This window comes from Pedobacter caeni (assembly GCF_900129215.1).
GTDB classification, from domain to species: Bacteria; Bacteroidota; Bacteroidia; order Sphingobacteriales; family Sphingobacteriaceae; genus Pedobacter; species Pedobacter caeni.
In genome coordinates this window covers 1,149,401-1,171,776 of the sequence record NZ_FQUQ01000002.1, presented here as the reverse complement: position 1 = coordinate 1,171,776, position 22,376 = coordinate 1,149,401, and the positions used below count along the sequence as shown (strand labels likewise).

Annotated in this window: 20 protein-coding genes; 11 read left to right on the top strand and 9 right to left on the bottom strand. The window is 42.0% G+C overall.

Features of this window, described 5'->3' with window-relative positions:
* The first annotated feature begins 12 nt into the window (after nt 1-12).
* Nucleotides 13-1,524, top strand: a complete 1,512-nt coding sequence (locus BUC20_RS12450; RefSeq protein WP_073231250.1) for a RagB/SusD family nutrient uptake outer membrane protein — start codon at nt 13-15, stop codon at nt 1,522-1,524.
* Between the two features lie 133 nt (nt 1,525-1,657).
* Here the strand turns inward: BUC20_RS12450 and BUC20_RS12445 are convergent, their stop codons facing one another.
* The 5 genes from BUC20_RS12445 to BUC20_RS12430 form a co-directional block, all read right to left on the bottom strand.
* Complete coding sequence (locus BUC20_RS12445; protein WP_073231248.1) at nt 1,658-2,890, bottom strand: BamA/TamA family outer membrane protein; 1,233 nt, start codon at nt 2,888-2,890, stop codon at nt 1,658-1,660.
* 95 nt (nt 2,891-2,985) lie between these two features.
* Nucleotides 2,986-3,843 carry a hypothetical protein gene (locus BUC20_RS12440; RefSeq protein WP_073231246.1) on the bottom strand — a complete coding sequence of 286 codons (858 nt, stop codon included), beginning with the start codon at nt 3,841-3,843 and terminating at the stop codon, nt 2,986-2,988.
* Nucleotides 3,844-3,958: 115 nt separating this feature from the next.
* Nucleotides 3,959-4,081 carry a DUF7832 domain-containing protein gene (locus tag BUC20_RS34280; RefSeq protein WP_262497415.1) on the bottom strand — a complete coding sequence of 41 codons (123 nt, stop codon included), beginning with the start codon at nt 4,079-4,081 and terminating at the stop codon, nt 3,959-3,961.
* Between the two features lie 22 nt (nt 4,082-4,103).
* A complete protein-coding gene (locus tag BUC20_RS12435; RefSeq protein ID WP_143166774.1) occupies nt 4,104-6,449 on the bottom strand; it encodes a glycoside hydrolase in 2,346 nt (781 codons plus the stop codon).
* A gap of 10 nt (nt 6,450-6,459) precedes the next feature.
* Complete coding sequence (locus tag BUC20_RS12430) at nt 6,460-7,071, bottom strand: SMI1/KNR4 family protein (RefSeq protein WP_073231244.1); 612 nt, start codon at nt 7,069-7,071, stop codon at nt 6,460-6,462.
* A 118-nt stretch (nt 7,072-7,189) separates the two neighbouring features.
* Between BUC20_RS12430 and BUC20_RS12425 the strand changes: the two genes are divergently transcribed.
* Entirely contained in the window at nt 7,190-8,170 is a 981-nt protein-coding gene (locus tag BUC20_RS12425; protein ID WP_073231243.1) for a helix-turn-helix domain-containing protein, read from the top strand.
* A 2-nt stretch (nt 8,171-8,172) separates the two neighbouring features.
* On the top strand, nt 8,173-9,174 hold the full coding sequence (locus BUC20_RS12420; RefSeq protein ID WP_073231241.1) for a helix-turn-helix transcriptional regulator: 1,002 nt from the start codon (nt 8,173-8,175) through the stop codon (nt 9,172-9,174).
* Here BUC20_RS12420 and BUC20_RS12415 read toward each other — a convergent pair.
* The 3 genes from BUC20_RS12415 to BUC20_RS12405 form a co-directional block, all read right to left on the bottom strand.
* Nucleotides 9,171-9,482 (bottom strand): CBS domain-containing protein, encoded by a 312-nt coding sequence (locus BUC20_RS12415; RefSeq protein ID WP_073231239.1) that lies wholly within the window; start codon nt 9,480-9,482, stop codon nt 9,171-9,173. The genes BUC20_RS12420 and BUC20_RS12415 overlap by 4 nt on opposite strands.
* A gap of 112 nt (nt 9,483-9,594) precedes the next feature.
* A complete protein-coding gene (locus BUC20_RS12410; RefSeq protein ID WP_073231237.1) occupies nt 9,595-10,041 on the bottom strand; it encodes a hypothetical protein in 447 nt (148 codons plus the stop codon).
* Between the two features lie 102 nt (nt 10,042-10,143).
* Nucleotides 10,144-10,383: a hypothetical protein gene (locus BUC20_RS12405; RefSeq protein WP_073231235.1), complete on the bottom strand. Its 240-nt coding sequence runs from the start codon at nt 10,381-10,383 to the stop codon at nt 10,144-10,146.
* Nucleotides 10,384-10,496: 113 nt separating this feature from the next.
* Here BUC20_RS12405 and BUC20_RS12400 point away from each other — a divergent pair, with 113 nt between their 5' ends.
* From BUC20_RS12400 to BUC20_RS12390, 3 genes are all read left to right on the top strand, one after another.
* Entirely contained in the window at nt 10,497-10,802 is a 306-nt protein-coding gene (locus BUC20_RS12400) for an isochorismate lyase (RefSeq protein WP_073231234.1), read from the top strand.
* Entirely contained in the window at nt 10,799-11,137 is a 339-nt protein-coding gene (locus tag BUC20_RS12395; RefSeq protein WP_143166773.1) for a hypothetical protein, read from the top strand. Before BUC20_RS12400 ends, BUC20_RS12395 begins: the two co-directional genes overlap by 4 nt.
* A gap of 105 nt (nt 11,138-11,242) precedes the next feature.
* On the top strand, nt 11,243-14,128 hold the full coding sequence (locus BUC20_RS12390; protein ID WP_073231230.1) for a TonB-dependent receptor: 2,886 nt from the start codon (nt 11,243-11,245) through the stop codon (nt 14,126-14,128).
* 56 nt (nt 14,129-14,184) lie between these two features.
* On the opposite strand, the gene BUC20_RS12385 is transcribed toward BUC20_RS12390, so the two are convergent.
* Nucleotides 14,185-15,153 (bottom strand): helix-turn-helix transcriptional regulator, encoded by a 969-nt coding sequence (locus BUC20_RS12385; RefSeq protein WP_073231228.1) that lies wholly within the window; start codon nt 15,151-15,153, stop codon nt 14,185-14,187.
* Nucleotides 15,154-15,232: 79 nt separating this feature from the next.
* Here BUC20_RS12385 and BUC20_RS12380 point away from each other — a divergent pair, with 79 nt between their 5' ends.
* From BUC20_RS12380 to BUC20_RS12360, 5 genes are all read left to right on the top strand, one after another.
* Complete coding sequence (locus tag BUC20_RS12380; RefSeq protein ID WP_073231804.1) at nt 15,233-15,865, top strand: CatA-like O-acetyltransferase; 633 nt, start codon at nt 15,233-15,235, stop codon at nt 15,863-15,865.
* Nucleotides 15,866-15,965: 100 nt separating this feature from the next.
* Nucleotides 15,966-16,643: a hypothetical protein gene (locus BUC20_RS12375; RefSeq protein ID WP_073231226.1), complete on the top strand. Its 678-nt coding sequence runs from the start codon at nt 15,966-15,968 to the stop codon at nt 16,641-16,643.
* 36 nt (nt 16,644-16,679) lie between these two features.
* Complete coding sequence (locus BUC20_RS12370; RefSeq protein ID WP_084528776.1) at nt 16,680-17,726, top strand: efflux RND transporter periplasmic adaptor subunit; 1,047 nt, start codon at nt 16,680-16,682, stop codon at nt 17,724-17,726.
* Nucleotides 17,727-17,773: 47 nt separating this feature from the next.
* Nucleotides 17,774-20,902: an efflux RND transporter permease subunit gene (locus BUC20_RS12365; protein WP_073231803.1), complete on the top strand. Its 3,129-nt coding sequence runs from the start codon at nt 17,774-17,776 to the stop codon at nt 20,900-20,902.
* Nucleotides 20,903-20,999: 97 nt separating this feature from the next.
* Nucleotides 21,000-22,280, top strand: coding sequence for a TolC family protein (locus BUC20_RS12360; RefSeq protein WP_073231223.1), 1,281 nt, complete (start codon nt 21,000-21,002; stop codon nt 22,278-22,280).
* Nucleotides 22,281-22,376: the final 96 nt, after the last annotated feature.

Here is a 22,376-nt window from a genome sequence, read left to right as displayed (position 1 = left end):
AATATTCGGAACATGAAAAACAACTATATAATTGCTTTGATGACAGTGTCACTATCATTCACGGCATGTACAAAATTAGATGAAAAACTTAATGGGCAAATTACACCGGTAGGTGTCGGTTCTGCCAATGTACCCGCACTGCTAAATGGTGCTTATAATTCTATGCGCGCTGGCTATCAGGGTCCTTACGGTTGGTGGGCATTACAAGAATTTCCAACTGATGAAGCCATCGTACCTACCCGTGGTGGAGATTGGGATGATAACGGAGCATGGAGAGCTTTGCATCTTCACCGATGGGCGGCAGATCATACACGCATCCATTCAGTATACCGCGATTTAAATGGGGTAAATTACGCAGCTACCAATATATTGCAATTTAGTCCAACACCACAGCAAGCGGCAGAAGCTCGTTTTCTCCGTGCCTTTTCTCAATTCTCTATTCTGGATGGATGGAATCAGGTACCTTATCGGGATCCGGGAGAAGATGTCACCCAATCCGCAAGGGTTAGAAAAGCACCTGAAGCAGTAGCTTATCTGATTGCCGAAATAAATGAAATTCTACCTTCACTTCCTACCTCCCCAATCACTGGAGCGACTAAAGATGCGGCAAAGATGTTACTCATGAAATCCTACCTCAACAAGGGCGCATTTTTAAATCGTGCGGCACCAACATTTGATCCCGCAGATATGGCCAAAGTCATTGCACTGGCGGATGAGATCATTGCCGGAGGAAAATTCTCTCTTAGCCCAAATTACTTCGATAATTTCGCGCCTACAAATGACCTACTGTCTAAAGAAAACATATTTACCAGCAAAAACTTAGGGGGTATAGATGCAGGTGGCTTAAATGCCATGTGGGTAGCTCCTTTGCACTATAACCAAAGTCCTAGTGGAAATAACGGTTTCTGTACCCTTTCCGATTTTTACAATAAATTTGAGGCTTCAGACTCACGCAGAGGTGGGGCATATGCCGGAGTAACAGATGTATCCGGTGTCCGTGTGGGCTTTCTGGTTGGTCAGCAGGTAAACAAAGATGGCGTATTGATCAAAAATCGTCTGGGAGAAAACCTGATCTTTACTCCTGATGTAAACATCATTGAGCGTGATCAGAAAAGGCTCGAAAATGCGGGAATCCGTGTGATCAAATATCCAATTGATTATAAAAACAATTCCTCAGGATTTCCTGATAATGACTGGGTATTTTACCGCTATTCAGATGTATTGTTGATGAAAGCAGAAGCCTTACTGAGAACCGGACAGGCTGCACTGGCCTTACCATTAGTTAACCAGGTGAGGACAACCCGGGGTGCCTCATCCTGGGGCAGTGTATCACTGGATCAATTGCTGGATGAACGTGGTCGTGAGTTCTTCTGGGAAGGTGTAAGAAGACAGGATCTGATTCGCTTCGGTAAGTTCTTAACGCCATGGCAGGAAAAACCAACCGACGATCCTAAATACCTGATTTTCCCAATTCCGGCAAATCAAATGGCAAACCCTAACTATACTCAGAACCCAGGGTATTAAATCATTGAATCGTTTCATGTTAAAAACCCGTGTTTTGAAATTCAAAACACGGGTTTTTAATATATATAAATGACCATTTAAAACGAGGTTCAGGAATTCCTTTTTTCACAAGGAAGCCGCAAAGGCAAGAATCTTAAAAAGCTTCCCCAAGACTAAAGCTAAAACTGTTGTAGCCTTTGCTCATCCCATAATCAACGCCAATATTAGTATTCGAACTCTTATTGAATTTTACACGAAGTCCCGTACCGACAGCAGGTTTCCAGGAGCTAAACATATCGCCCGAACCACTAACGGTATTGACATTTGCAAACACTACAAAGCCTAACAAACCATTATTGGTAATGTCCCTCCGGTATTCACTTTCCAGATAAAATAAGGATCTCCCACGGTAACGGTTCTGGTCTATCCCCCTACCCGACCGGTTAGCGGGATCCCAGCCGATACTGGGCAAATCAAGATAAGGAGTTTTATTTCCAAGAGTCGTCCAGAGGTAAGTCCAGAAGGCCAGGGTATTCTGCTGATCAGGTTTGGATGGATTCATAGAAAGATACTTTCTAACATCCAGGTACAATGAACTCCATGAATCATTGCTTCCCAAAAATTTGGGATTCACCCGATAAACCAGGTTGCCATACATCCCTGGAAGTGGATTAATAGAATTGTTCCTGGTATCGTAAAGTAAATTAAAGGTGATACCCGAAGAAAAAGAGTTACTACCCGTTCCGTATTCATAGTTTGTATACTGTTTCAGATTTACATTCGGATCTTCATTTTTTATATTAAAATGGTAATCCAGGTTATAACCCAATCCTGCAAAGAAATAAGGTCTGATCTGTTTCAACGCACTTTGGTAGAAACGAATATACTTGTAATCAACTAAAGCGGGCTCTGGTTGTAAGGCCTTGCTTCCCAATCCCCAGGTATATTGCGGGTAAACCAGAAAACGGGTATCTCCCTGAATGACCCATTTATTATCAGGTAACCATATGGTGCTGCGCAAGGGCAAACCAAAGCGGCTTTCCAGATTCCAGTAAGGAGTAAACGTAACAGAAGATAAGTTTGTGGTCTTTCTTGGTCCCAGGTACATGGCTGCAGTGGTACTGGTAACCAATGCACGGCCACTTCCACCAGGAACAGTACTACTTACCGGGAGTATAGAAAAATATATCTTTTTACCCCTTTCTTCCTTGATTTCCTTTGGCTTTATCTTAAACAATGACCTGGCCACATCGATCAGATCTTTCTGCGCCGAGGTGTCACTTTCAACCGTTTGCTGAGTAGCGATATTGCTAACATTCTGGGCATATAAACCACAGGGAGAGAACAACAAGAAAAATAAACCTGTTTTTACTAGAATTCGTTGCATAAGAAATAGCTGAATTATTTGTTATTCAATAAACGTGCCCTTATTGCAAGTTCAGCACTTCCATCTTCATAAAGATCAATGATAGGATAAAAAATCTACGCCTGCCTCATCATATGACTTACATAGCGTCCGCCATGAACATCAATATATAAAAACTGTATGTCGTTCAATTTCTGCAGCTCAAACAACTGTTCCTGGCTAAGTTTCGTATTCCTCAGTTTGATATGCCGCACAGGAAGTAATGCAGTGGAAACAAACAATGCAGCATAACTATGAAAAGGCGTAAATTCATCCTCGGGAAGATCATATAAATCCATCATATCCGAATAATCCAGGCTTTTTAAACCTTTAAAATTGTTGCTATTCGCTAAATTTTCAATGAAATGCTGATGTCCGTATCCGGCCTGCAGGGTTAAGTGTTTTAAAGGATGTTCCCCAATCTCAAAAAAAGATTTCCCGGGCGCGGAAGGTAATACCAACTCTTCCAGTACCGGCATTTTAGAAATCAATTTCGCAATCATTTCTTCTCCTTCCTCTCCACTACCCTCTATAATATTCAGGTTATGATCTCCGGGATCGGTAAGCTTAACTTTAAAACTTTTGAGCTGAGGAAAGCTTACACCAGAATTGGTAAGCCTTGTAAAATCCCAGCTCTTGGTCCCGTTGGCTCCTTCATCCGGCCCATCAAAACTAATGGAAATGAGCTGATCCGCATATTCCTGCGAGGTCAGTACATCCAGCAATCTACAAAATGCAAAGTTATATCCATCGCTGATTTCAGACATCAGCGTATTCGGATCATCATCATAACCATCTCCATAAAAAGAGACATCGAATAGTTCGCCAATCTGATAAAAAGAAAGTTTTGGAGAATAGCCAGGAAAATATGTTTTGCCTTCAGCAGTGGTATAACGATAGATTTCCTGTTGAAGCTGTTGTAATTTAGCAAGCATAATTAAGGGTTATTTCAGATTAAAATTTTTCCATTACTCAAAGCGGTGATCCATCCTTGATTTGATCAGATCATAATTGCTCCAGGAGTTTTCTACCCGGTAAAGGCTATCCTGATCAAGCATGTTTTTTGTCTTTTTGATATTCAGACATTCCGATATGGGTTGCCCCATTTATTTGCGGGAGGTCTTTCGGGAAATCGCCCCCATAATGCCAGGAAGCGTCGTCGTATTTTGCCATATGATCAGTTTTAAATATCCGGTTAAGGCTTGTACACATCAAAATTATTGCCAATTAAATCATGAATGATCAGTGTCTGCGGAAGAATTACCTGGTTCTTGTAAGTAAAAGAAACCTTTCCAAAATTCGCGATCACCTCGATCTGATTACCGAAAGTCGTTTTTTGAACCTGGCGATCTGCAGTCAGCCAGTCGAATGTACTCATCTCTGATTTGACTGCAATTTCATGTGTTTTTGAAAACACTTTTACATGTTTCGCGATGACTTCCTTAAACTTCAACCAGCTGTCATCATTGAGGTGATATAATGGCGGAACATTAAATAAGATTTCCTTTAGTTCTGTGTTTTTCAGTTCTGAAGGCACTTTCAAGCTCCCCCATTCCCAATGGTGAGAAGTGATCACGGCGTTGTTATACACCAGTTGAAATAAAGGAATATTAAAACGGTTATCATAGTAAAGATAACGATACTCTTCTTTCAACGCGGCCTGCATTCCATAACGATCAGGAACAGCTCCATTATTGGAGAAATACCCTCCGATGTAATATTTTGATGTTTTGTTTTTTCTCATGTCCGGATCATTCCAGGCAATCACAGGTGTAGTCATTCCATGACCATAGGCAATAACACCCGCAGCAAAATCATTTCCTACCTCTGAACCAATAACCAGCTGATAAGTATCCCTGATCCAGGCCATTCTTTGCAAACGTGCTTTGATGTCTTCCTCCTGACTGGTCATTCTTCCAGGTGTGTAATCATCCAGACTTTCCCCTGTGGCATCACAATCAATAAACCAGGAATTGAATACTTTGCCTGTATTACCCATTACTTCTGTCATCCTGTTTTTTACCGCCGGCATCGACAAGGTTGGATTGAGCTTTCGTCCTTTTCCCAGAAAACCCAAAGAGGGCTTTCCATTTTTATTCATTACAAAGGCATTGGTAAACAAGGTAGTATCAGAAAACTTTGCGGTAATCCAGCCTTCTTTTCCGGGTTGATGGATGCTATGATAGGAATCATAAGGACCGATTAAATATCCTTTTGCTACTGCCCGGGTTACAAACTCAGGATGAATTTCAGCAGGCATCCAGTCATTTAAGCCCAACCATGCTTTTTTTATTCCCGCAGCCTCCATTTCATCCAGCATTTTGGGCTGTGCTCCTCCCCAATCGGCTACCGGACGAAAAACCTCAGGATATGCGGCAATCAGTAACAGTTTATTTAAGCGGTAAAGTTCCGGTGCGTTGAGTTGATCAACACCTTTAGCGATCAGGCCTAAAGCCTCTTTACTCAGCTTTTTATTGCTCCAGGCCAATCCATTATAAAATTCCTTCCGCAGCAAGATTTCATTTATGGCCTGGGTCAATCCATTTTTCTGGTACTTTGTGATAAATTCTTCTTTTACAAATTCATTGAGCTGGTTTTCAAATTCCCTTCCTGACTCTCCCTTTGAAAACTGTCTGAACATATTTTTCGTAGGGTTCATTGACTTATCCCGCAATTGCTCCAGAATCATTTTTTTAAACAACTTCCAGTTGAGCACATCATTTGACACCAGGAATTTATCATTCCATACGTAGATATGAGGCGCGCCATATAATTTCCTGATATTGGGATTATCCGCTGCTTTTTGCTCCAGCGTAATGATGTTTCCTTTTTCTTCTACATATTTTTTATAAGTCTTCGCAATGGCTGTCGTACTGTTTGCAGTCAGGTAAATTCTGAAACCATACTGTTTATCAGATACGGTGGCTGGAAACTCATGGTTAAAGCTCAATCCCAATGTCCCCTTATTGTTCGCAAAGTTCAACTCGTTGTTGAACATATTCCTGATCACATAAACCAATGCTTTACCTCCCATATTTGCTGCAAAGAATTGCATAGACAAATCCTGGCTTCCACTTAAGGGGCCCGTTTTGGTCAGATGACTGATCCATAAGGAATCCTTCGCAGGAATATATTTCCCCTGATGCATTGGAATCGTCAGCGCGTCTATTTTCCCTTTCAACACAGGCCATGTAAACTCCGTGGTTTTACTTGCTTTTATGCTTACCTCTAAGTATTCAGGATGCAATTCAAGCGCTACCTGAATCCCTTTATCAGGATAACTCCATGATGCTCCTTTTCCAGCAGACACCAATCCGCTCAATACTTCTTTTTGAAGCGGAGCGGAAACCGGATACCGCTTTCCATCCACATCTACAACCACAATTGAAAACAATTCCGGGTTAACTTCTATTTTCTGCGTACCGTTTACCAGGTATAAAAGTTCTTTTTTCTGATTTGTATTTTGTCCGTAGGTAGCCAGTCCAACAAACAACAGGACCAGTAACATTCCTTTTCCTCCAGGCCTCTTCAATTTTCTCAATATTTTTTCTTTAGTTATTTTCAAATACACCACACCAGATTTCGTAATGATCACCTGCCCATTTCTTCATTTTCGGGAAGTACCATTTTGCAGCATTCTTTGCCAAACAGAATCCGTTATCATCATCAACGATTCCATCCTCCTCAAAATTGCTCAGTGCATGATGTAAAGCTGCACTACAAAGCAGAAACTGTGCAAAATCATCAGCAACCACATCTCCGTAGTCCCAATTTCCAGCTCCATGTTCCAGTCTCAGAATACCGTGTTCCGGCGCATCCATATTGATCAGGATTGGATCTGCGCCCTCATCGGCAAAAATGAAAGAACCTTTATCCCAGTCTTCCAGTTCTGATTTCGATGAAGAATCGTAATTGTATCCATCCTGAACATACTTTAAATTATCAATGCCATACATCACCGTTGGATTACCAGCAGTAAGGAAATAAAAATCCTCTGAAGGCGCAAAACTGCTGACATATTTTTTCAGGTCTTCCGGCAAAGCCCGGCCAAACTCTTTTTCCAGTCTCTCCACGTGTGCACTATTATCCGATAATCCAAAAGGCAATTCTTCTTCATCGTTCCAAAACTTTTTTATTTCCTCAATAGCTGCTTCTATAGTCATATTAAATTTAATTTCACTGGTTTGTATCTTCGACAAACATACATTATTCGGAAAAACATATCGCTATATTTGCGTAAAGGTTAATTTGACACCTGCAAAAACTTAATCGTACTCTTGAATGAAGGAAGTTGTTCACCAATATGGTGTAGAATTGGATTGGGTAGCAGATTTAGCCGCTCAATTAGATGGTTATGTGGAAGGAAACTGCATTCGGATTCCCGATGAAGTCCGACCTGGAAATCGTTATATACTCCCCATCAACGAGGATTTAACGGCCTTTATTATTGATGTTACTTACCGAAGGGACGTCATCTTTAAACTTAGAAATACCAGAACCGACTTTGTAGGGCTTTATTTCAACCTCACCGAGGGGGAGTCTATCCATATCATGGATAAGGTCTCCAGAACAGCCGGACGCTGGGGCTATAATCTGGCCATATTTGATGCAGAGATGAATGGGGATTTTCAGGTAAAATCAGGCTGTACCAGTTATATGATTGCCATTTTCATAAAAAAAACTGCACTGAAACAATACATTTCCAATATCCCTCAACATCAACAGATCGTAGAGTCAATATTCAACCCAAAGTTGAACACCATTGTGCGTTTTGACCGGATGAGCAATCAGGCCTGGTGGCTCATGAACGAATTACAAAAAGCTTCTCCTGAAGGTCCGCTGTATGATGTTTTTGTAACCGGAACTGTATATGGACTGATTGGAGACTACATGGACCAGCTCATCAATCAGGAGATCATCATCGGGCAGGTCATTGCCGAAGACCTGGTCAATATCGTAAATTCACAGGCTTTCCTAATCGAAAACATTGAAAACTCTTTCCCCGGAATAGCTGATCTTGCTGCTCGGGCGATGATGTCGGAAACAAAATATAAAAAGCTCTTCAAGAAAATCACCGGCGTAAGTCCCAATAGTTTTTTCCTCAGCAATAAGCTCTCTTTTGCAAAGGAAATGCTGGAAACAGGTCAATATACCATTTCAGAAATTTCAGATCAGTATAATTTCTTCAGCCCTTCACACCTGATTGAACAATTTAAAACCGCCTATGGTGTTCCCCCGAAGGAATACCTTACCCGATTATAGCCATGACAACTGAAAGAATAGCGTTTTTCTATCATTATACTTTAGGTCCGGAATGGCAGCAACAAATCGTTGAGAAACTAGGCGCCCGGCTCATCGACAATAAAATACTGATCATGCCCGAAGGAATTGCTTCCGGGGGTTCCATCTTTCTGGAGGTTTTACCGGGTCTGTCGGTCCTGCTGCTGGACATGACCTTTCATGTTCCTGTAGCCATTACCAGAATCCCCATAGACCACAATTATTACATGGTCTATTTTGATATTGGAGATGAAATTACCACACATATTGTAGAAGGCAGCATTCATAAAGCCGGATACCATTCCAAATTGGGAATGAGTTTTATGGATGCCAATTCAAAAGGAATTCTCATGCCTCCGATTGGGGAACGTTCGTACAGCCTGAGGTTATTTATTGAAAAAAGCTATTTAAAAGAATTGGGCGCTTCAACCAGAGACCTTTCCGTCAACAACCAGCTTTTCGATGAAAGTAAAAACACCCTGTTCTTCTATAGCCACATTGACAGCAGAAGTAAAGTCCTGCTCAACAGCCTGAAAGAACAACCTTTTACAAATCCCTCATTCGAATTAAAGCTCAAAAGTACTGCCTTATACCTTTTGGGCTACCTTGTGGAGCGGGTGAGTCGCTTTGAGCCCATCATTAACAAACTCTCTCAGCCCGACATCGACAATGTACTGAAAACATCACAGTACCTGCTGGATCATCTACTGGAAGAATTCCCAGGTTTACAAAAAATGGCGGAACTGGCGGGAATGTCGGTTTCGAAATACAAAACACTCTTTAAAAAGATACTGAAGGAAAGCCCGAATAACTTTTTCCTGAATGAGAAACTCCTGCTCGCCCAAAAATTATTGCAAAGTGGCAATTTCAACAGTGTACAGGAAATTGCCTATGAACTGGGTTATAGCAGCCCAAACTACTTTGCAAAAGTTTATAAGAAAATGTTTGGCCTGTTACCTGCAGAAGTACTGGTAAAGCAGAGTTAGCTGGAGAGGCTGGATTTCTGATGCAGCGACATCAGCGTCAGAATGGTACTCCGAAGATCGAAATTAAGCTTATGAAAAAGCAGTTCATGGTAATTTTGTCCATGAAAAAGGAAAGCGATTAAGTCGTCCAGGCAGACTACACCAATACAGGTATCGTTTTCACAGACCGGCAGCATCTGGTAATTGTTGTCGACCATAAGCTTGACCACTTCTGTCAGCAGCTGATCCGGATGTAATTTATGAAACACATCGCCATCCGGAACATATGGATAAGCGCTTCCATTGGTAATAATTGAGGAGATTGACATATATTATTTTTTTGCAGCCCAATGGGCTGAGAAACGAAAAAAGAAGAAGCAGGCATGCATAAAGCACACCCGCAATCCCCCTTTACTAATTGATAAAGAAACCCCTATCAGGTTATTTTTGCATGCTGAATACCAGGTAACCCTGATCTTTGGTATTGATCACTACGGTTCCACCTTTGGTTTCAAACTGCTGTCCAAGTTCTAAAAACTGAACAACCTTCATATCGTGCTCACCCGGCGCAATTTTAGAAGTAGAAATTTTGGCATCTTTCAACTTGTTCAGACCAGTTACGGTGTAAGTACCTGTCAGTTGGATGTTTTCTGGTTTTCCAGATAAGTTTGCAGTTTTTGCAGCCTGATCAAACGTAAGGCTAAGCCCGCTTACCGGAAATTTAACTGTTGCTGAATCTTTCCCCTGAGCATCAAACTCATGCATTTCGATCAATCTGTATTGCCCTGTTGGAAGCGTTGTTTCTTCCGGATTTTGATTATTGTCTTTTTTACATGCGGTAAATGCTGCGGCTATAACTACCAGTGTTGCTAAAAATTTGATTTTCATGATGTTCTTTTTTAAAATGATTAATTGTTTATTTTTTTTGTGTGTGATGTTTAATTTTTTAATTCTTTTGTTAGCATGATTAATACAGAATAATATCCGGTATTAATCCAGTCCGAGGTACTTTGCAATGAGTTGCTGATCTTTTTCCGGTTTGCTGGAAATTGATAAGGAAGTACTCTCCCCGATACAGATCACCCGCTTGCGTCCTTTTTCTTTAACCACTACAAAAAACCCGGCACTATCTACTTCATTGTGCTTCCCTGCCACCTCTGCATGGATCAGATCAGATGGAAATAAAATTGGATTTCCTTTAACGACGATATACTTTCTTAGTGACAACATATTTTGTTTCAATTATTTATGATACAAAAGTACGGGGCCCCGGAATCCCGGAATGGCAGGATCAGACTTTTAACTATTAAAATAAGACCAAATGAGATCTTATATTTGCAGATATGAAGACTGCAGCATCATGTGAAAACATGGAAGAGATCCGCAAGGAGATTGATGACCTGGACAGAAAGGTGATCAGACTGATAGGCCAGCGCTTTAAATACGTGCAGGCTGCCGCGAAATTTAAAAAAGACGAGAACTCGGTAAAAGCTCCGGAAAGGTTTAAAAGCATGTTGGAGAAAAGAAAGGAATGGGCAATAGAAGAAGGGCTCTCTCCTGATGCTATAGAAAAGATGTACCGGGACCTGGTCAACTATTTCATCTCCGAAGAATTGAAAAGCTGGAACAGGAATAGCTCTTCTGAATGATGGGCAAAGCAAATTCCGGGAAACAACAATTATTATTTTTTGGACTTCTTCTTGTCCTGTTAATATTGAGCATTAAAACAAATGTGATGGGCAATCTCTGGGGCCTCGGTACGGGCCAGGGTTATCTCATTCCTGAAGAAAGTTCTTTATTCAGGTTTAAGGTAAATCAAATGAATACAGGCTCAGGAGAATATTGGCTATATGCCGAAGATGAAAACAACTATTATTCTATGATGAGCCAATCTGGCAAAAAGCCCTACCTGTTGATCTCCAAAGAAAGCGCGGTAAACTGTGCGCATTTCAACAAACTTGATGTCAAAACCTGGTGTAAGTAAGTTAAAATCAACTCCATCCATTACAAGACATTTTTGTATCTAAATCCCTACTCCCAAAAATTCGTGTAATTTTTTTGTTATATTGCTGTATAAACCTACAACCTTATGAAAAAAAATTTACACAAAACCATTTTTCTGATCTTCTTCCTGATGCTCTCTGGTCAATTATTTGCCCAGGGCTTAAAAGGGAAGGTCACTGATTCTGCAGGCGCTGCTATTCCTGGTGCTACCATTCAGGTAGTTGGGTCTAAAATTGCCACTTCCACAGCTGGGGATGGGCAGTATGCTTTAAAATTCCCTGCAGCCGGGAATTATAAAATACGGGTATCCTTTACCGGATATGAGAGTTCCGAAACGGAAGTTCAAATAGACAATACCGTAAAAACTCAGGATTTCAGCCTTAGGGATGCCAAACAACTATTACTCGATGTTATTGTTGTTGGTTCCAGGTCGTCTGTTCCGAGAACCAATATTCAAAGTCTGGTTCCCGTAGATTTGATTACCAGTAAAGAGGTCCGGACTTTTGCCCAGGTAGATGTTACGCAAATCCTAAACTATGTTGCCCCGTCTTTCAGCTCCAACAGACAAACTGTTGCTGATGGAACCGACCACATTGACCCGGCTTCATTACGTGGTTTAGGCCCGGATCAGGTGCTGGTATTGGTCAATGGTAAGCGCAGACATACTACTGCTCTGGTCAATATCAATGGTACTTTTGGCCGTGGTACAGTTGGTACAGACATGAACTCCATCCCTGTTGCTGCCATCGAGCGAATCGAGGTATTACGTGACGGTGCTGCTGCACAATATGGTTCTGATGCCATTGCAGGGGTCATCAATGTGGTCTTAAAAAAAATCACTCCATATAGCTTTTCCACCTCTTTCGGTCAGTCTGATTCGAAAGCCATAGGCAGGGAATTTAATGATGGCCGGACATTCCAGGTAGATTTCAGCAAAGGCTGGGCCTTTAAGAATGACAGGGGATTTATCAATTTCGCAGGACAATATCTGCAGCGCGGTTTTACCAACCGTGGTGGTTTAGATACACGCCCTTTATTGTATTCTGCATCCCCAACCAAAGGACCAACAGAAACAGAAGTTGCTTTCCAGGCCAGATTTGCCAGTTTGAAAGCCGCAGATGATGCAAGAGCAGCAGCCAATGGCATGGATAGGAACAACATGCGGGTAGGAAATTCAGATTCCAAAAACGGTGGCTTCGTTCTGAATGGACAGTATAATTTCTCCGAAAATGCAGAACTGTACTTTGTCGCAGGGTATACCCATAAAACAGGAAGCGCTGCCGGGTTCTTCCGCTTACCTACTCAAGCCAGTCAGATTGACCTGACTATATACCCAAATGGATTCCTTCCACTCATTGATACCAAAATCAATGACCTTTCTTTTTCCCTTGGTTTGAAAGGCAAACTGGGCAGCTGGAATTATGACCTGAGCAATACCAGTGGAGAAAACAACATTGGATTCGACATCAATAATACGGTTAATGCTTCGCTCCCATTGGGAACAAGTCCGACTTCATTCTATGCGGGTAAACTTTTGTTCAGACAGAATACCTCAAATTTAGACCTGGATAAGAAATATACTTTTGACGGTGGTTTCCTGACCTCCTTAAATACGGCTGTTGGTGGAGAATTCCGGATAGACAATTATCAGATCAAACCCGGGGAAGAATTGTCCTATTCCTTTGGCCAACCTTCACAAAATATCCCTGGCAGAAAGTTGGGAGCGAACTTCACTGCCGCAGGTGCCCAGGTATTTCCAGGCTTCAAGCCCAGCAACGCCCTTAATAAATCCAGAAATAATGTGAGTGCGTATCTGGATTTTGAAGCTGAATTTGGCTCAAGAGTGATGCTTGAAGCTGCCGGACGTTATGAAAACTTTAGTGACTTTGGTTCCAATTTCTCCTATAAATTTGCAGGTAAAATAAAACTATTTGGAGAGATCTCATTACGCGGTGCTTATGCAACCGGTTTCAGGGCCCCATCTTTACACCAAAGTTATTTCAATAATGAGAGCACACAGTTTGTCAATTCAGTCCCTACTCAGGTATTAACTGTAAATAATGAGAATCCCATTGTTGCTCAATTTGGTGTAGGTGCATTGAAACCTGAAATCTCCAGATCGGGAAGCTTAGGATTGGCAGGAAGAATTGCGAAGACATTCACTTTTACCATTGACGCCTACAACATTGACATCGATGACAGAATTGTTTTCTCCAGTCAATATGCCCGCGAGCGTGATGCCTTATCTAATTTGATTCCCAATGGAGTGGTAAATACCATATTAAATACGGTTGATCCAAATGCCCAGGTGAATAGTGTTCAGTTTTTCACCAATGCCATCAAAACAAATACTGCCGGTTTAGATGTGGTATTGACCAACAGGTTTATCCTGGGTACTTCCAGCAGTCTGTTATTAAGTGTAGCAGGAAATCTGAACAAAACCATCGTAAGAGAGATTAAAGGCTCACCAAAAATCGAAAGTGACCCGACGCTTAAAGCGAAACTGTTTGATCGCCTGGAGCGTTCCCGCTTTGAAAGCTCTGTTCCTAAGAATAAACTGAACATTACAGCCAATTATACCGTAAACCAATTGAGCTTTGTAGCAAGAACCGTTCGCTTTGGGGAAGTTACCTTTCTGAATGCAGTTGATCCAAATATTCCGGCAAATGGCTTACCTGTACAGATGGATCAGGTTTTTGCCCCAAAATGGGTGACTGATTTCTCTGTAAGCTATGCCCCAAGTAAAGCGTTGACCCTGACTGTAGGTGCCAATAACATCTTTGATGTATATCCTGATAAATTATACATCGATCCCAGAAACAGTGAATACAATTTAAGCGGTGTTGCTGGCAGCAATTATGCTGGTGGATTAGACAATACCTCCAATGGAAGGTTCTTATATTCAAGGGCAGTAAGCCAGTTTGGATTTAGTGGCCGCTATGTATATGGCAAAATTGCCTGTACTTTTTAAGTTATAAAAAATCAATATCAGTAAGAGAAAACCGGTCTTCAAGCCGGTTTTCTCTTTTAAAGACGGAGGTTATGTTTTCCCGGAGAGTGACCATAATACTGTCCGAAAGCACGAATAAACGCAGAATCAGAAGTATAACCTATCATCGCCGCGATTTCTCCGATACTAAAGCCTCCGCCAGCCAGCAATACATATGCGTGGTTTAGCCTGAGTTGCTGGATATAACCAAAAACTGTAATTCCAAACAATTTTTTGAAACCTCTTTTTAACTTGAATTCATTTAACATAAAGCTCCTGCTGATCTCTCCCAGGGTCAATTGATGCAGAAAATTTTCAGACAGATAGGCTTTACAACTCATCAGCCGCTCTTTATCTACGGTTGAAATGTCATCCACTTTAACCTTATTATTTTGCAAATCATGGTTTAGTGTTAAAAGAACAAGTTCTTTTACTTTAGAGGTGATATAGCTTGTTTTTAATGCATCGGCAACGGGTGGGGTACTTAGGAGAGCCAGTGCGGTGTGCTGCCAATGGTCAATCTTTCTGTTCCGGTTAAATAATGAAAACGATTCATTTCCTGCAGTCCGGTCATAGATTTCCTGAAAGTTATCTCCGCACTCCGCAAGTATCTGCCTGAAAAACGCTGGTTTAAGCCCTATACATAAATACTCATATTTTTGTTGCTCAGGAAAAGTAAAGGTACTTACAGGATCTACACAATTCATTACATTAAAATGGCCCTTTTCCATAGACATCACTTCTTTAAACCCTGTAATTGAAGCGTCTGACTTACCCGATAGCTCAAAATGCAAACTTACATGCGTTGTGTCCTCCAGTTTATTGATCCTGACAGTAGTCTTAAAATCTGCATTAAAATGCAAAATGTCAAAATCCGAATTACGAAGGCTTTTTGTCTGACATTGGAATTTATCCTTTAAAGTTGCCGATGTTTCCTCTGCCTGAAATCCCTTAACAAATTCCCTTTTCAGCAATGTTGCGAATTCTTTTCCTTCGATTTGATACATAATCCGTTTGGGTAAATTTTAAATCCGTTCCTGCATATGGTCAGATCCGCTGATCATGCAATTTGTGCAAATGAAAAACATGAACAAATCTATAATAGATATTAAAACCTGGAAAAGAAAAGATCATTATTATTTCTTTAAGGAATTTGAACAGCCATTTTTTGGGGTCAACACAGCGCTGAATTGTACAGACGCTTATCATTATTGCAAAGCCAACCACATTCCTTTTTTTTTATTTTACCTGCATAAGTCGCTCAAGGCCATTCAACAAATCAAGGAATTTAAATACCGGATAGAACGGGATCTGGTATTCGAATACCAGCAAATTTCCGGCTCAGTAACTGTCCTGAGAGATGACGAAACCTTCGGCTTTGCCTATTTTGAATACTATGAGGACTTTTCTCTTTTTATGAAACAGACTAAAATCGCTATTAACGCTGTAAAAATGGAAAAAGGTTTAACCATGAGGCCCGAATTGAAGAACATTATTCACTATACCGTTCTTCCGGGAATTCAATTTTCCAGCATGCAACATGCTTATTCAACATCCGGTCAGGACTATATTCCAAAAATCGCATTCGGAAAATTTAACTTCCGGGAAGAGGAGGTTTTACTTCCACTTTCTATCCATGTACACCATGCACTATGTGACGGATTACATTTAGCCCAATATATCGACTGTTATCAGCAGGAAATGGATATTAAAAAGTAAAAATCACTCTTTTGGACCAATTTCCACCTTAAAACGCCCTTTCCAACGCTTGCTCAGTCCCTCATCTTTGTAGCATCATCGAACCTAAAAGAGAACTGCAATGAGGACTGAGCAATTACATCATAAAAAAATATTTATTATCGACGGCACTACCGACATCGGAAAAGACATTGTCCAGTCCTTTCTGTTGGAAAGTGCCACCGTTATTGTGCCCGCATTCAGCATGGAAAAGCTGATGCAGCTGGAAGCCTATGTAAAAGACATCAGGACCGGTAAACTCATTACCTTTTTGACAGATGTTATTTTCAACAGGACAACTGTAGTTTCTGAAATGCTGAAAAAGATCTTTATGGAGGTAGATCTGATTGTTACTATTGTCGAAAATGATACGAAAAGTTATTCCTTTTTCACTGATGTAGAAATATCGGAACTGAAGAAAACAACAGCAAACGAATTGACCCCATGTCTGATCTGTTCGCAGATTTTTCTTACCCACAAGAGAAATACCAGCTGTATGTACGTTGCCATGACGCAAAACTATACCCAGAAATCCCTCCGTCCGGCAGATCAGTTTCTCCTGAATGTACAAACGCACATCGCCGAACTTGTGTCTGAAGAAAGAAACAGGATTAAAACCAATTATTACCACTTATTTCTTGAAGAAGAAACACAAAACGCCTCAAAAGAAAGGGATGCTCCAGGACTGATCGGCAGGTACATACTGGATATTTTTTCAGAAGCCTATCCTCCTCATGAACAAGCTTTCATCTGCCTGTAACCCCATCCATAAAACATAAAATCATAAATATATATCATGACACGATTATCAAGAAATCCCCTATCCTTCCTGCTCATCGCAGCCCTAATGAGTAGCTGTGGGGCGGAGCAACATAAAGCAACGAATGTAACTGCTTCCAGGGTAAGCATTGCAGAAGTACAAATGCAGGAAAGTGAAGAGCAGTTCGATTACAGCGGATCAATAGAAGCCGACAATACCGTTTCCCTTGGATTCAGCATCCCCGGCAGGATCACTTCGATAGCAGTACAGGAAGGCCAGCACATCAGAAAAGGGCAATTACTGGCCAGCATAGAAACCAACGACTATCAAAGTGCATTAGAAATTGCCACAGCAGTTTACGATCAGGCAGCCGATAACTTTAAAAGGTTGAATGAGCTGTATCAGAAAGGAAGTCTGCCGGAAAGAGATTTTATTTCCGCAAAATCGGCAATGGCACAGGCCGGGGCCAACAAAAGCATGGCTGGCAAAAGAATGGCAGATACCAGGCTATACGCTCCTTTTACCGGCATTGTAACTGAAAAAATCACGGAAACCGGTGCTTCTGCCGCTCCGGGAGTACCGGTCCTGACCCTGGTAAAAACAGATCAGGTATATGCCAGGGCCTCGGTCACAGAAAGTGAAATCAGCAGCCTCTCTAAAGGGGTAAATGCCATAGTTGAGGTTCCTGTTCTGAACAAAAAGCTTACAGGTAAGATAACCATCATTAATCCAAGGGCCGAGACCTCCTCCAGGACTTATGAGGTCAAAATCAAAATAGACAACAATGAGGGGAAACTATTGCCCGGAATGATTGCCAATATCCGGATTGAAACCGGGAAGAAAAAAGAGACCATTGTTATTCCTGCGCAAGCCATTCTGAGGGATGCTGACCATATCAATTATGTTTTTATCACTAAAGACGGACAGACAGCTGTTAAAAAACGGATTACAACCTCCGGAGTCAACAGTGGGAATCAGGTAGTAATTATGTCCGGAATAAAGCCCGGAGATCAGCTCATTCTTAGCGGGCATACCAGGCTGGAAGATGGAAGCCCCATCAAGTTTGCCGGAGATACAAAGTAGTTTAAAAAAGAAAAATCGAACAGGTAATGACACATAAAAAAAGAAAAATGCATTATTTAGAAGCTGCAATGAAACATAAGCAGGTCGTACTTGTGGTCACGGCTTTGCTCCTCCTCATCGGCATATCTGCTTTGATCAATATGCCCAGAAGTGAAAACCCACGTATTGACATGCCTGTAGCAATGGTTTATGCCTTTTATCCTGGAGCAAATGAGCGTCAGGTGGAGCAGGAAGTGACCAAAAAGATAGAGCAATATTTATTCTCATTTGAGGAGGTAAAAAAGAAAAAAACCAAATCTGAGACCAGGGAGGGACAAACCTTCATCACCGTGGAAATGAATTCCGAAATCAAAGACAGGAAGAAATTCTGGCATACGATGCAACTGGATATGGACGCAAATTTACGTTCAAAACTTCCTCCCGGAGTGATCGGTCCGTTTGTCAACAGTAGTTTCAGTGAAGTAACTGCCATGATTCTGGCTGTTTCCTCCACTGAACGTAGTTATGCAGAAATTGAAAAATACCTGGACAAACTGGAAGATGGGCTGAAAATCATTCCGACCGTATCCAAGATCAACAGAAGCGGGGTACAGAAACAACAACTTTACCTCCATGTAAACGACCAGAAGTTACAACAATATGGTTTTGACCTCGCTGTGGTGATGAATGTGCTGAAACAGCAGAACATTACCGGATATTCCGGAGAACTGAATCCCGGATCCAGCAATATCATCCCCATTCATAGTAACAGCAGGTATAAATCGGAGAAAGAGGTTGCAGAGCAGATCATCTATACCACTCCGCAGGGAATTCTGGTCAGGTTGAAAGACATTGCTACCATAGAACGCCGTTTTGAGGAAAAATCAGCATATGTACGCATTGGCGAAGAACAGGCTATGGTTCTGTCTATCGACATGCAGGCAGGAAACAACATCGTTCAGTTTGGTAAAAAGCTGGAAGAAAAGATTGCGGAAATTCAGAAAACCTTCCCTTCGGATGTCAAGATCAAAACCGTAGTCAACCAGCCCGAAATTGTGGCCGACAGCATCAGCCATTTCATGATCGAATTCGGAATGGCTATCGTTGCAGTAATTGTAGTGGTGATGCTGTTATTGCCATTACGTGTAGCCACTGTTGCTTCCCTGGCAGCACCAATCTCCATCATCGTCACCTTTGGAGTGATGAACATGATGGGACTGGAATTACATCAGGTTACCCTTGCCGCATTGATCATTGTGATTGGAATGGTGGTGGATGACGCGATCGTGGTGGTTGATAATTACATTGAAAAACTAGACGAGGGCATCTCCCCCTGGACCGCCGCATGGCAATCGGCCAAACAGCTGTCTATCCCTATTCTTACCGCTACCCTGGCCATCATTTTTGCCTTTGCTCCATTGGCCTTTTTCCAGGAAGGAATCGCAAAAGATTTCTCTGCATCCTTACCGGTAACGGTCAGCATTGCCCTGATCAACTCGATTCTGGTGGCATTGCTCCTTACACCTTACATGTGCTACCTCTTTATCAAAAAAGGATTAAAACATAAAATGAGTGATCGTCCAATTAAAAAAAGTTTGCTGGACAGGTTACAAAATGGTTTTGACACTGCGGTGGAATGGGCTTTCAGATGGCCTAAGACCATTATGCTTTGCGGAATAGGCTCTATTCTGATGGCCGTTCTCATTGCCGGAAAAGTAGATCCTGAATTTTACCCTATCAGTGAGAGAAATCAGTTCAATATGGAAGTCTGGTTGCCTACAGGCTCATCACTTGAAAAAACAGAACAAGCAGTGAAGGAGCTTGAAAAAATCCTGAAGAAAGACGACCGTGTAGTGGATATTACCAGTTTCATAGGCATGAGCTCCCCCCGTTTTCATACCACCTATGCCCCGGTTACACCACGACGGAATTACGCGCAGATATTTATCAGTACAAAAAGCAATCAGGCATCCGACGATATGGTGAAAGATTATATTGATCAACTGGAAGGCTTCCTTCCCGATGGGAACATCAAGATGAAACAGCTCAGTTTTCAGGATGAAGCGCAGATCGCCATCAGGGTAATCGGGGATAATGAAAATGACCAGAAAAGAGTGGCAGAAAAAATCAGGCTAATCCTACAAAAGGCTGAAGGAACAAATTATGTCCGTCTGGATAGTGAAGAAGATTACTTCGGACTTAAGCTCAACATCAACGAAGATAAAGCGAACAGGCTGGGTATTTCCAATCAGGCCATTACACAAACCCTAGGTGCCGGGCTGACAGGATTCTCGGTCTCTACCCTTTGGGAGGGAGATAAACCCGTAGACATCTTTCTTCGTTATGACTCCGTCAGCCGGAAAAACACAGGTGCGCTGGAAAACCTGCACATCAGCTCCACCTATGGTGGCAAAGTTCCGTTAAAAGAAGTAGCCACACTTGAACCTGCGTGGCATACCGGAACACTGGTACACCGTAATGGCTTAAAGATGCTTTCCGTTCTTTCAGAAGCACAACTTGGAATTAAACCTTCCAGAATCATTAAAGCTGTAAAACCCGAAATTGAAAAGATAGCCCTTCCCAAAGGAATAACGCTTGGATATGGTGGTGATGAAGAAGCCAGTGCCGACAATCAGCCCGGGATGATGGTCTGCCTTGGGGTAAGTATCATTTTGATTTTCCTGACACTGTTGTTCCAGTTTAAACACCTTGGAAAATCACTGATCGTGCTGGCTACATTTCCACTGAGTTTACTCGGGGCATTTTTCGGGCTGTTCATTACCGGAAACCCACTCGGCCTTACTGCCTTCATGGGCATCATCAGCTTAATCGGAATTGTGGTCCGAAACGGAATTATCCTTGTTGACTATACAGACGAGCTCATCAGAGACCACCGTTATAAGATCAAAGCAGCCTCGCTGGCTGCTGCCAAACGCCGGATGAGACCGATCTTTCTCACCTCTTCGGCCGCGGCAGTTGGCGTATTCCCAATGATCCTGAGCAAATCACCAATGTGGGCGCCACTGGGAAGTGTGCTGGCCTTTGGTCTGATCGTATCCATGATCCTCACCCTGTTTGTGGTGCCTGTCCTGTACAACCAATTTATCCGACCGGAAAAAGAAGAGGAAAGTGCTTTAATCCAACCTGACCCGGAAGACGAAATCCTATATAAACCGATACACGGGGAAGTCCTTTAACAAACCCTTGAACTGCTGTCCTGAATGAGATGTTTTGATTGATTTATGATAAAACAGGGCAGCGGTATCAATGGGCCGATTTATTAAGCTATAAGATATGAATTTAAGAAAATACCTCTTTGCCCTGGGTGCTGTTGCCATGAGTATGACCTCCTTCAGCAGTATGGCTCAGGAAGGCATCATTTCCCTGACTGAAGCCAAAGAAATGGCATTGGAAAACAATAAAAAGATCAAAAGAATGCAGCAACAGGTGGAAGCCGCCAGATCTGCAAAGCTTGCAGCCCAAACTTTAGACAAGCCTGTTCTGGATGGAAAAATAAGTGGCCTGTATGTCGCTAAGCCATTCAACACCCTGCTGCCCGAATGGAGTGCAAGCAGTACCCTGGGATTAAACCAGGTCATCTATGCCGGCAGAAAGATCAGTTATACCAAGCAGAGCAGCGCCTCCATGCTGGACTTACAAAATGCGCAAAAGAGCCTTACCATAACAGAAGTCCTGCTTCAGACCGAAAGTGCCTACTGGCAACTGGTTAACATGAAGGAGAAAAGAGTGCTCGCCCAGGAATACATCAGGCTGTTGACCTCCTTGCTTAAGGACCTGAACAATTCTTACCAGGTAGGCTTAATTTACAAGAATGACCTCCTAAGGGTACAGGTTCAGCTGAATCAGGCTGAATTGAACCTGACTAAAGCCTTAAACGGGATCACCATGGCCAGATTAAACCTTGCTCAGCTAACCGGTATAGCAGAAAGTCATCTGGAAGTTAAAGATAATCCGGAGCAGGAACACGCCGTTGGCCTGATGGAAAACATCACCATTGCCACCGCAGCACGCCCTGAGATCCAAATGCTGAACAAGGCTGTTGAAATCCAGGAATTACAAAGTAAAATTCTGAACGCAGATCGGAAGCCTACTGTCGCACTAAGCGCAAATGGCCTCTATGCGGCTGGTAAAAAAATCAATTTTTCCAATGGAAATAATGGCATGGCTTCATTTTATGGACTACTGAGTGTCAACATTCCAATATTTGATTGGGGAAACCGGAAACAAAAAGTAAAAGAACAACAATTTAAGGCCAGTGCACAAAGACTGGAGCTGGATGAAGCCAAAGAAACGATCAATCTGGAGATTCAGCATTCCTATCTGGAACTGAAACAGTCCCTTCAGCAGATCGGACTCAGTCAAAAATCTTTGGTTCAGGCAGAGGAGAATTTAAGACTAAATAACGACAGGTTTAAGGCAGGTACAGTGATTGGTCAGGATGTATTGGAGGCACAGGTCCTATGGCAACAGGCACTTTCTGATATCATTGATGCAAAAACAGCTTTTAAACTGAGTGAATCCAGGTACAAAAAGGCGATTGGAACCTTGCAATAAGCTCTTGAGAACAAAAAATGTGACCTGCAGCAGATGGCTGCAGGCCGCTATTCATTGGAGCGCTATGATTATTAAAGTACGGCAAAAATTAAAGCA

What these genes read in the sequence shown, in the direction of transcription:
- BUC20_RS12445 (WP_073231248.1), bottom strand. Translation starts at nt 2,890, where the DNA reads ATGCAACGAATTCTAGTAAAAACAGGTTTATTTTTCTTGTTGTTCTCT.
- BUC20_RS12420 (WP_073231241.1), top strand. Translation starts at nt 8,173, where the DNA reads ATGACAACTGAAAGAATAGCGTTTTTCTATCATTATACTTTAGGTCCG.
- BUC20_RS34280 (WP_262497415.1), bottom strand. Translation starts at nt 4,081, where the DNA reads ATGGCAAAATACGACGACGCTTCCTGGCATTATGGGGGCGATTTCCCG.
- BUC20_RS12400 (WP_073231234.1), top strand. Translation starts at nt 10,497, where the DNA reads ATGAAGACTGCAGCATCATGTGAAAACATGGAAGAGATCCGCAAGGAG.
- BUC20_RS12405 (WP_073231235.1), bottom strand. Translation starts at nt 10,383, where the DNA reads ATGTTGTCACTAAGAAAGTATATCGTCGTTAAAGGAAATCCAATTTTA.
- BUC20_RS12380 (WP_073231804.1), top strand. Translation starts at nt 15,233, where the DNA reads ATGAACAAATCTATAATAGATATTAAAACCTGGAAAAGAAAAGATCAT.
- BUC20_RS12410 (WP_073231237.1), bottom strand. Translation starts at nt 10,041, where the DNA reads ATGAAAATCAAATTTTTAGCAACACTGGTAGTTATAGCCGCAGCATTT.
- BUC20_RS12395 (WP_143166773.1), top strand. Translation starts at nt 10,799, where the DNA reads ATGATGGGCAAAGCAAATTCCGGGAAACAACAATTATTATTTTTTGGA.
- BUC20_RS12430 (WP_073231244.1), bottom strand. Translation starts at nt 7,071, where the DNA reads ATGACTATAGAAGCAGCTATTGAGGAAATAAAAAAGTTTTGGAACGAT.
- BUC20_RS12450 (WP_073231250.1), top strand. Translation starts at nt 13, where the DNA reads ATGAAAAACAACTATATAATTGCTTTGATGACAGTGTCACTATCATTC.
- BUC20_RS12415 (WP_073231239.1), bottom strand. Translation starts at nt 9,482, where the DNA reads ATGTCAATCTCCTCAATTATTACCAATGGAAGCGCTTATCCATATGTT.
- BUC20_RS12375 (WP_073231226.1), top strand. Translation starts at nt 15,966, where the DNA reads ATGAGGACTGAGCAATTACATCATAAAAAAATATTTATTATCGACGGC.
- BUC20_RS12365 (WP_073231803.1), top strand. Translation starts at nt 17,774, where the DNA reads ATGCATTATTTAGAAGCTGCAATGAAACATAAGCAGGTCGTACTTGTG.
- BUC20_RS12360 (WP_073231223.1), top strand. Translation starts at nt 21,000, where the DNA reads ATGAATTTAAGAAAATACCTCTTTGCCCTGGGTGCTGTTGCCATGAGT.
- BUC20_RS12390 (WP_073231230.1), top strand. Translation starts at nt 11,243, where the DNA reads ATGAAAAAAAATTTACACAAAACCATTTTTCTGATCTTCTTCCTGATG.
- BUC20_RS12385 (WP_073231228.1), bottom strand. Translation starts at nt 15,153, where the DNA reads ATGTATCAAATCGAAGGAAAAGAATTCGCAACATTGCTGAAAAGGGAA.
- BUC20_RS12370 (WP_084528776.1), top strand. Translation starts at nt 16,680, where the DNA reads ATGACACGATTATCAAGAAATCCCCTATCCTTCCTGCTCATCGCAGCC.
- BUC20_RS12440 (WP_073231246.1), bottom strand. Translation starts at nt 3,843, where the DNA reads ATGCTTGCTAAATTACAACAGCTTCAACAGGAAATCTATCGTTATACC.
- BUC20_RS12425 (WP_073231243.1), top strand. Translation starts at nt 7,190, where the DNA reads ATGAAGGAAGTTGTTCACCAATATGGTGTAGAATTGGATTGGGTAGCA.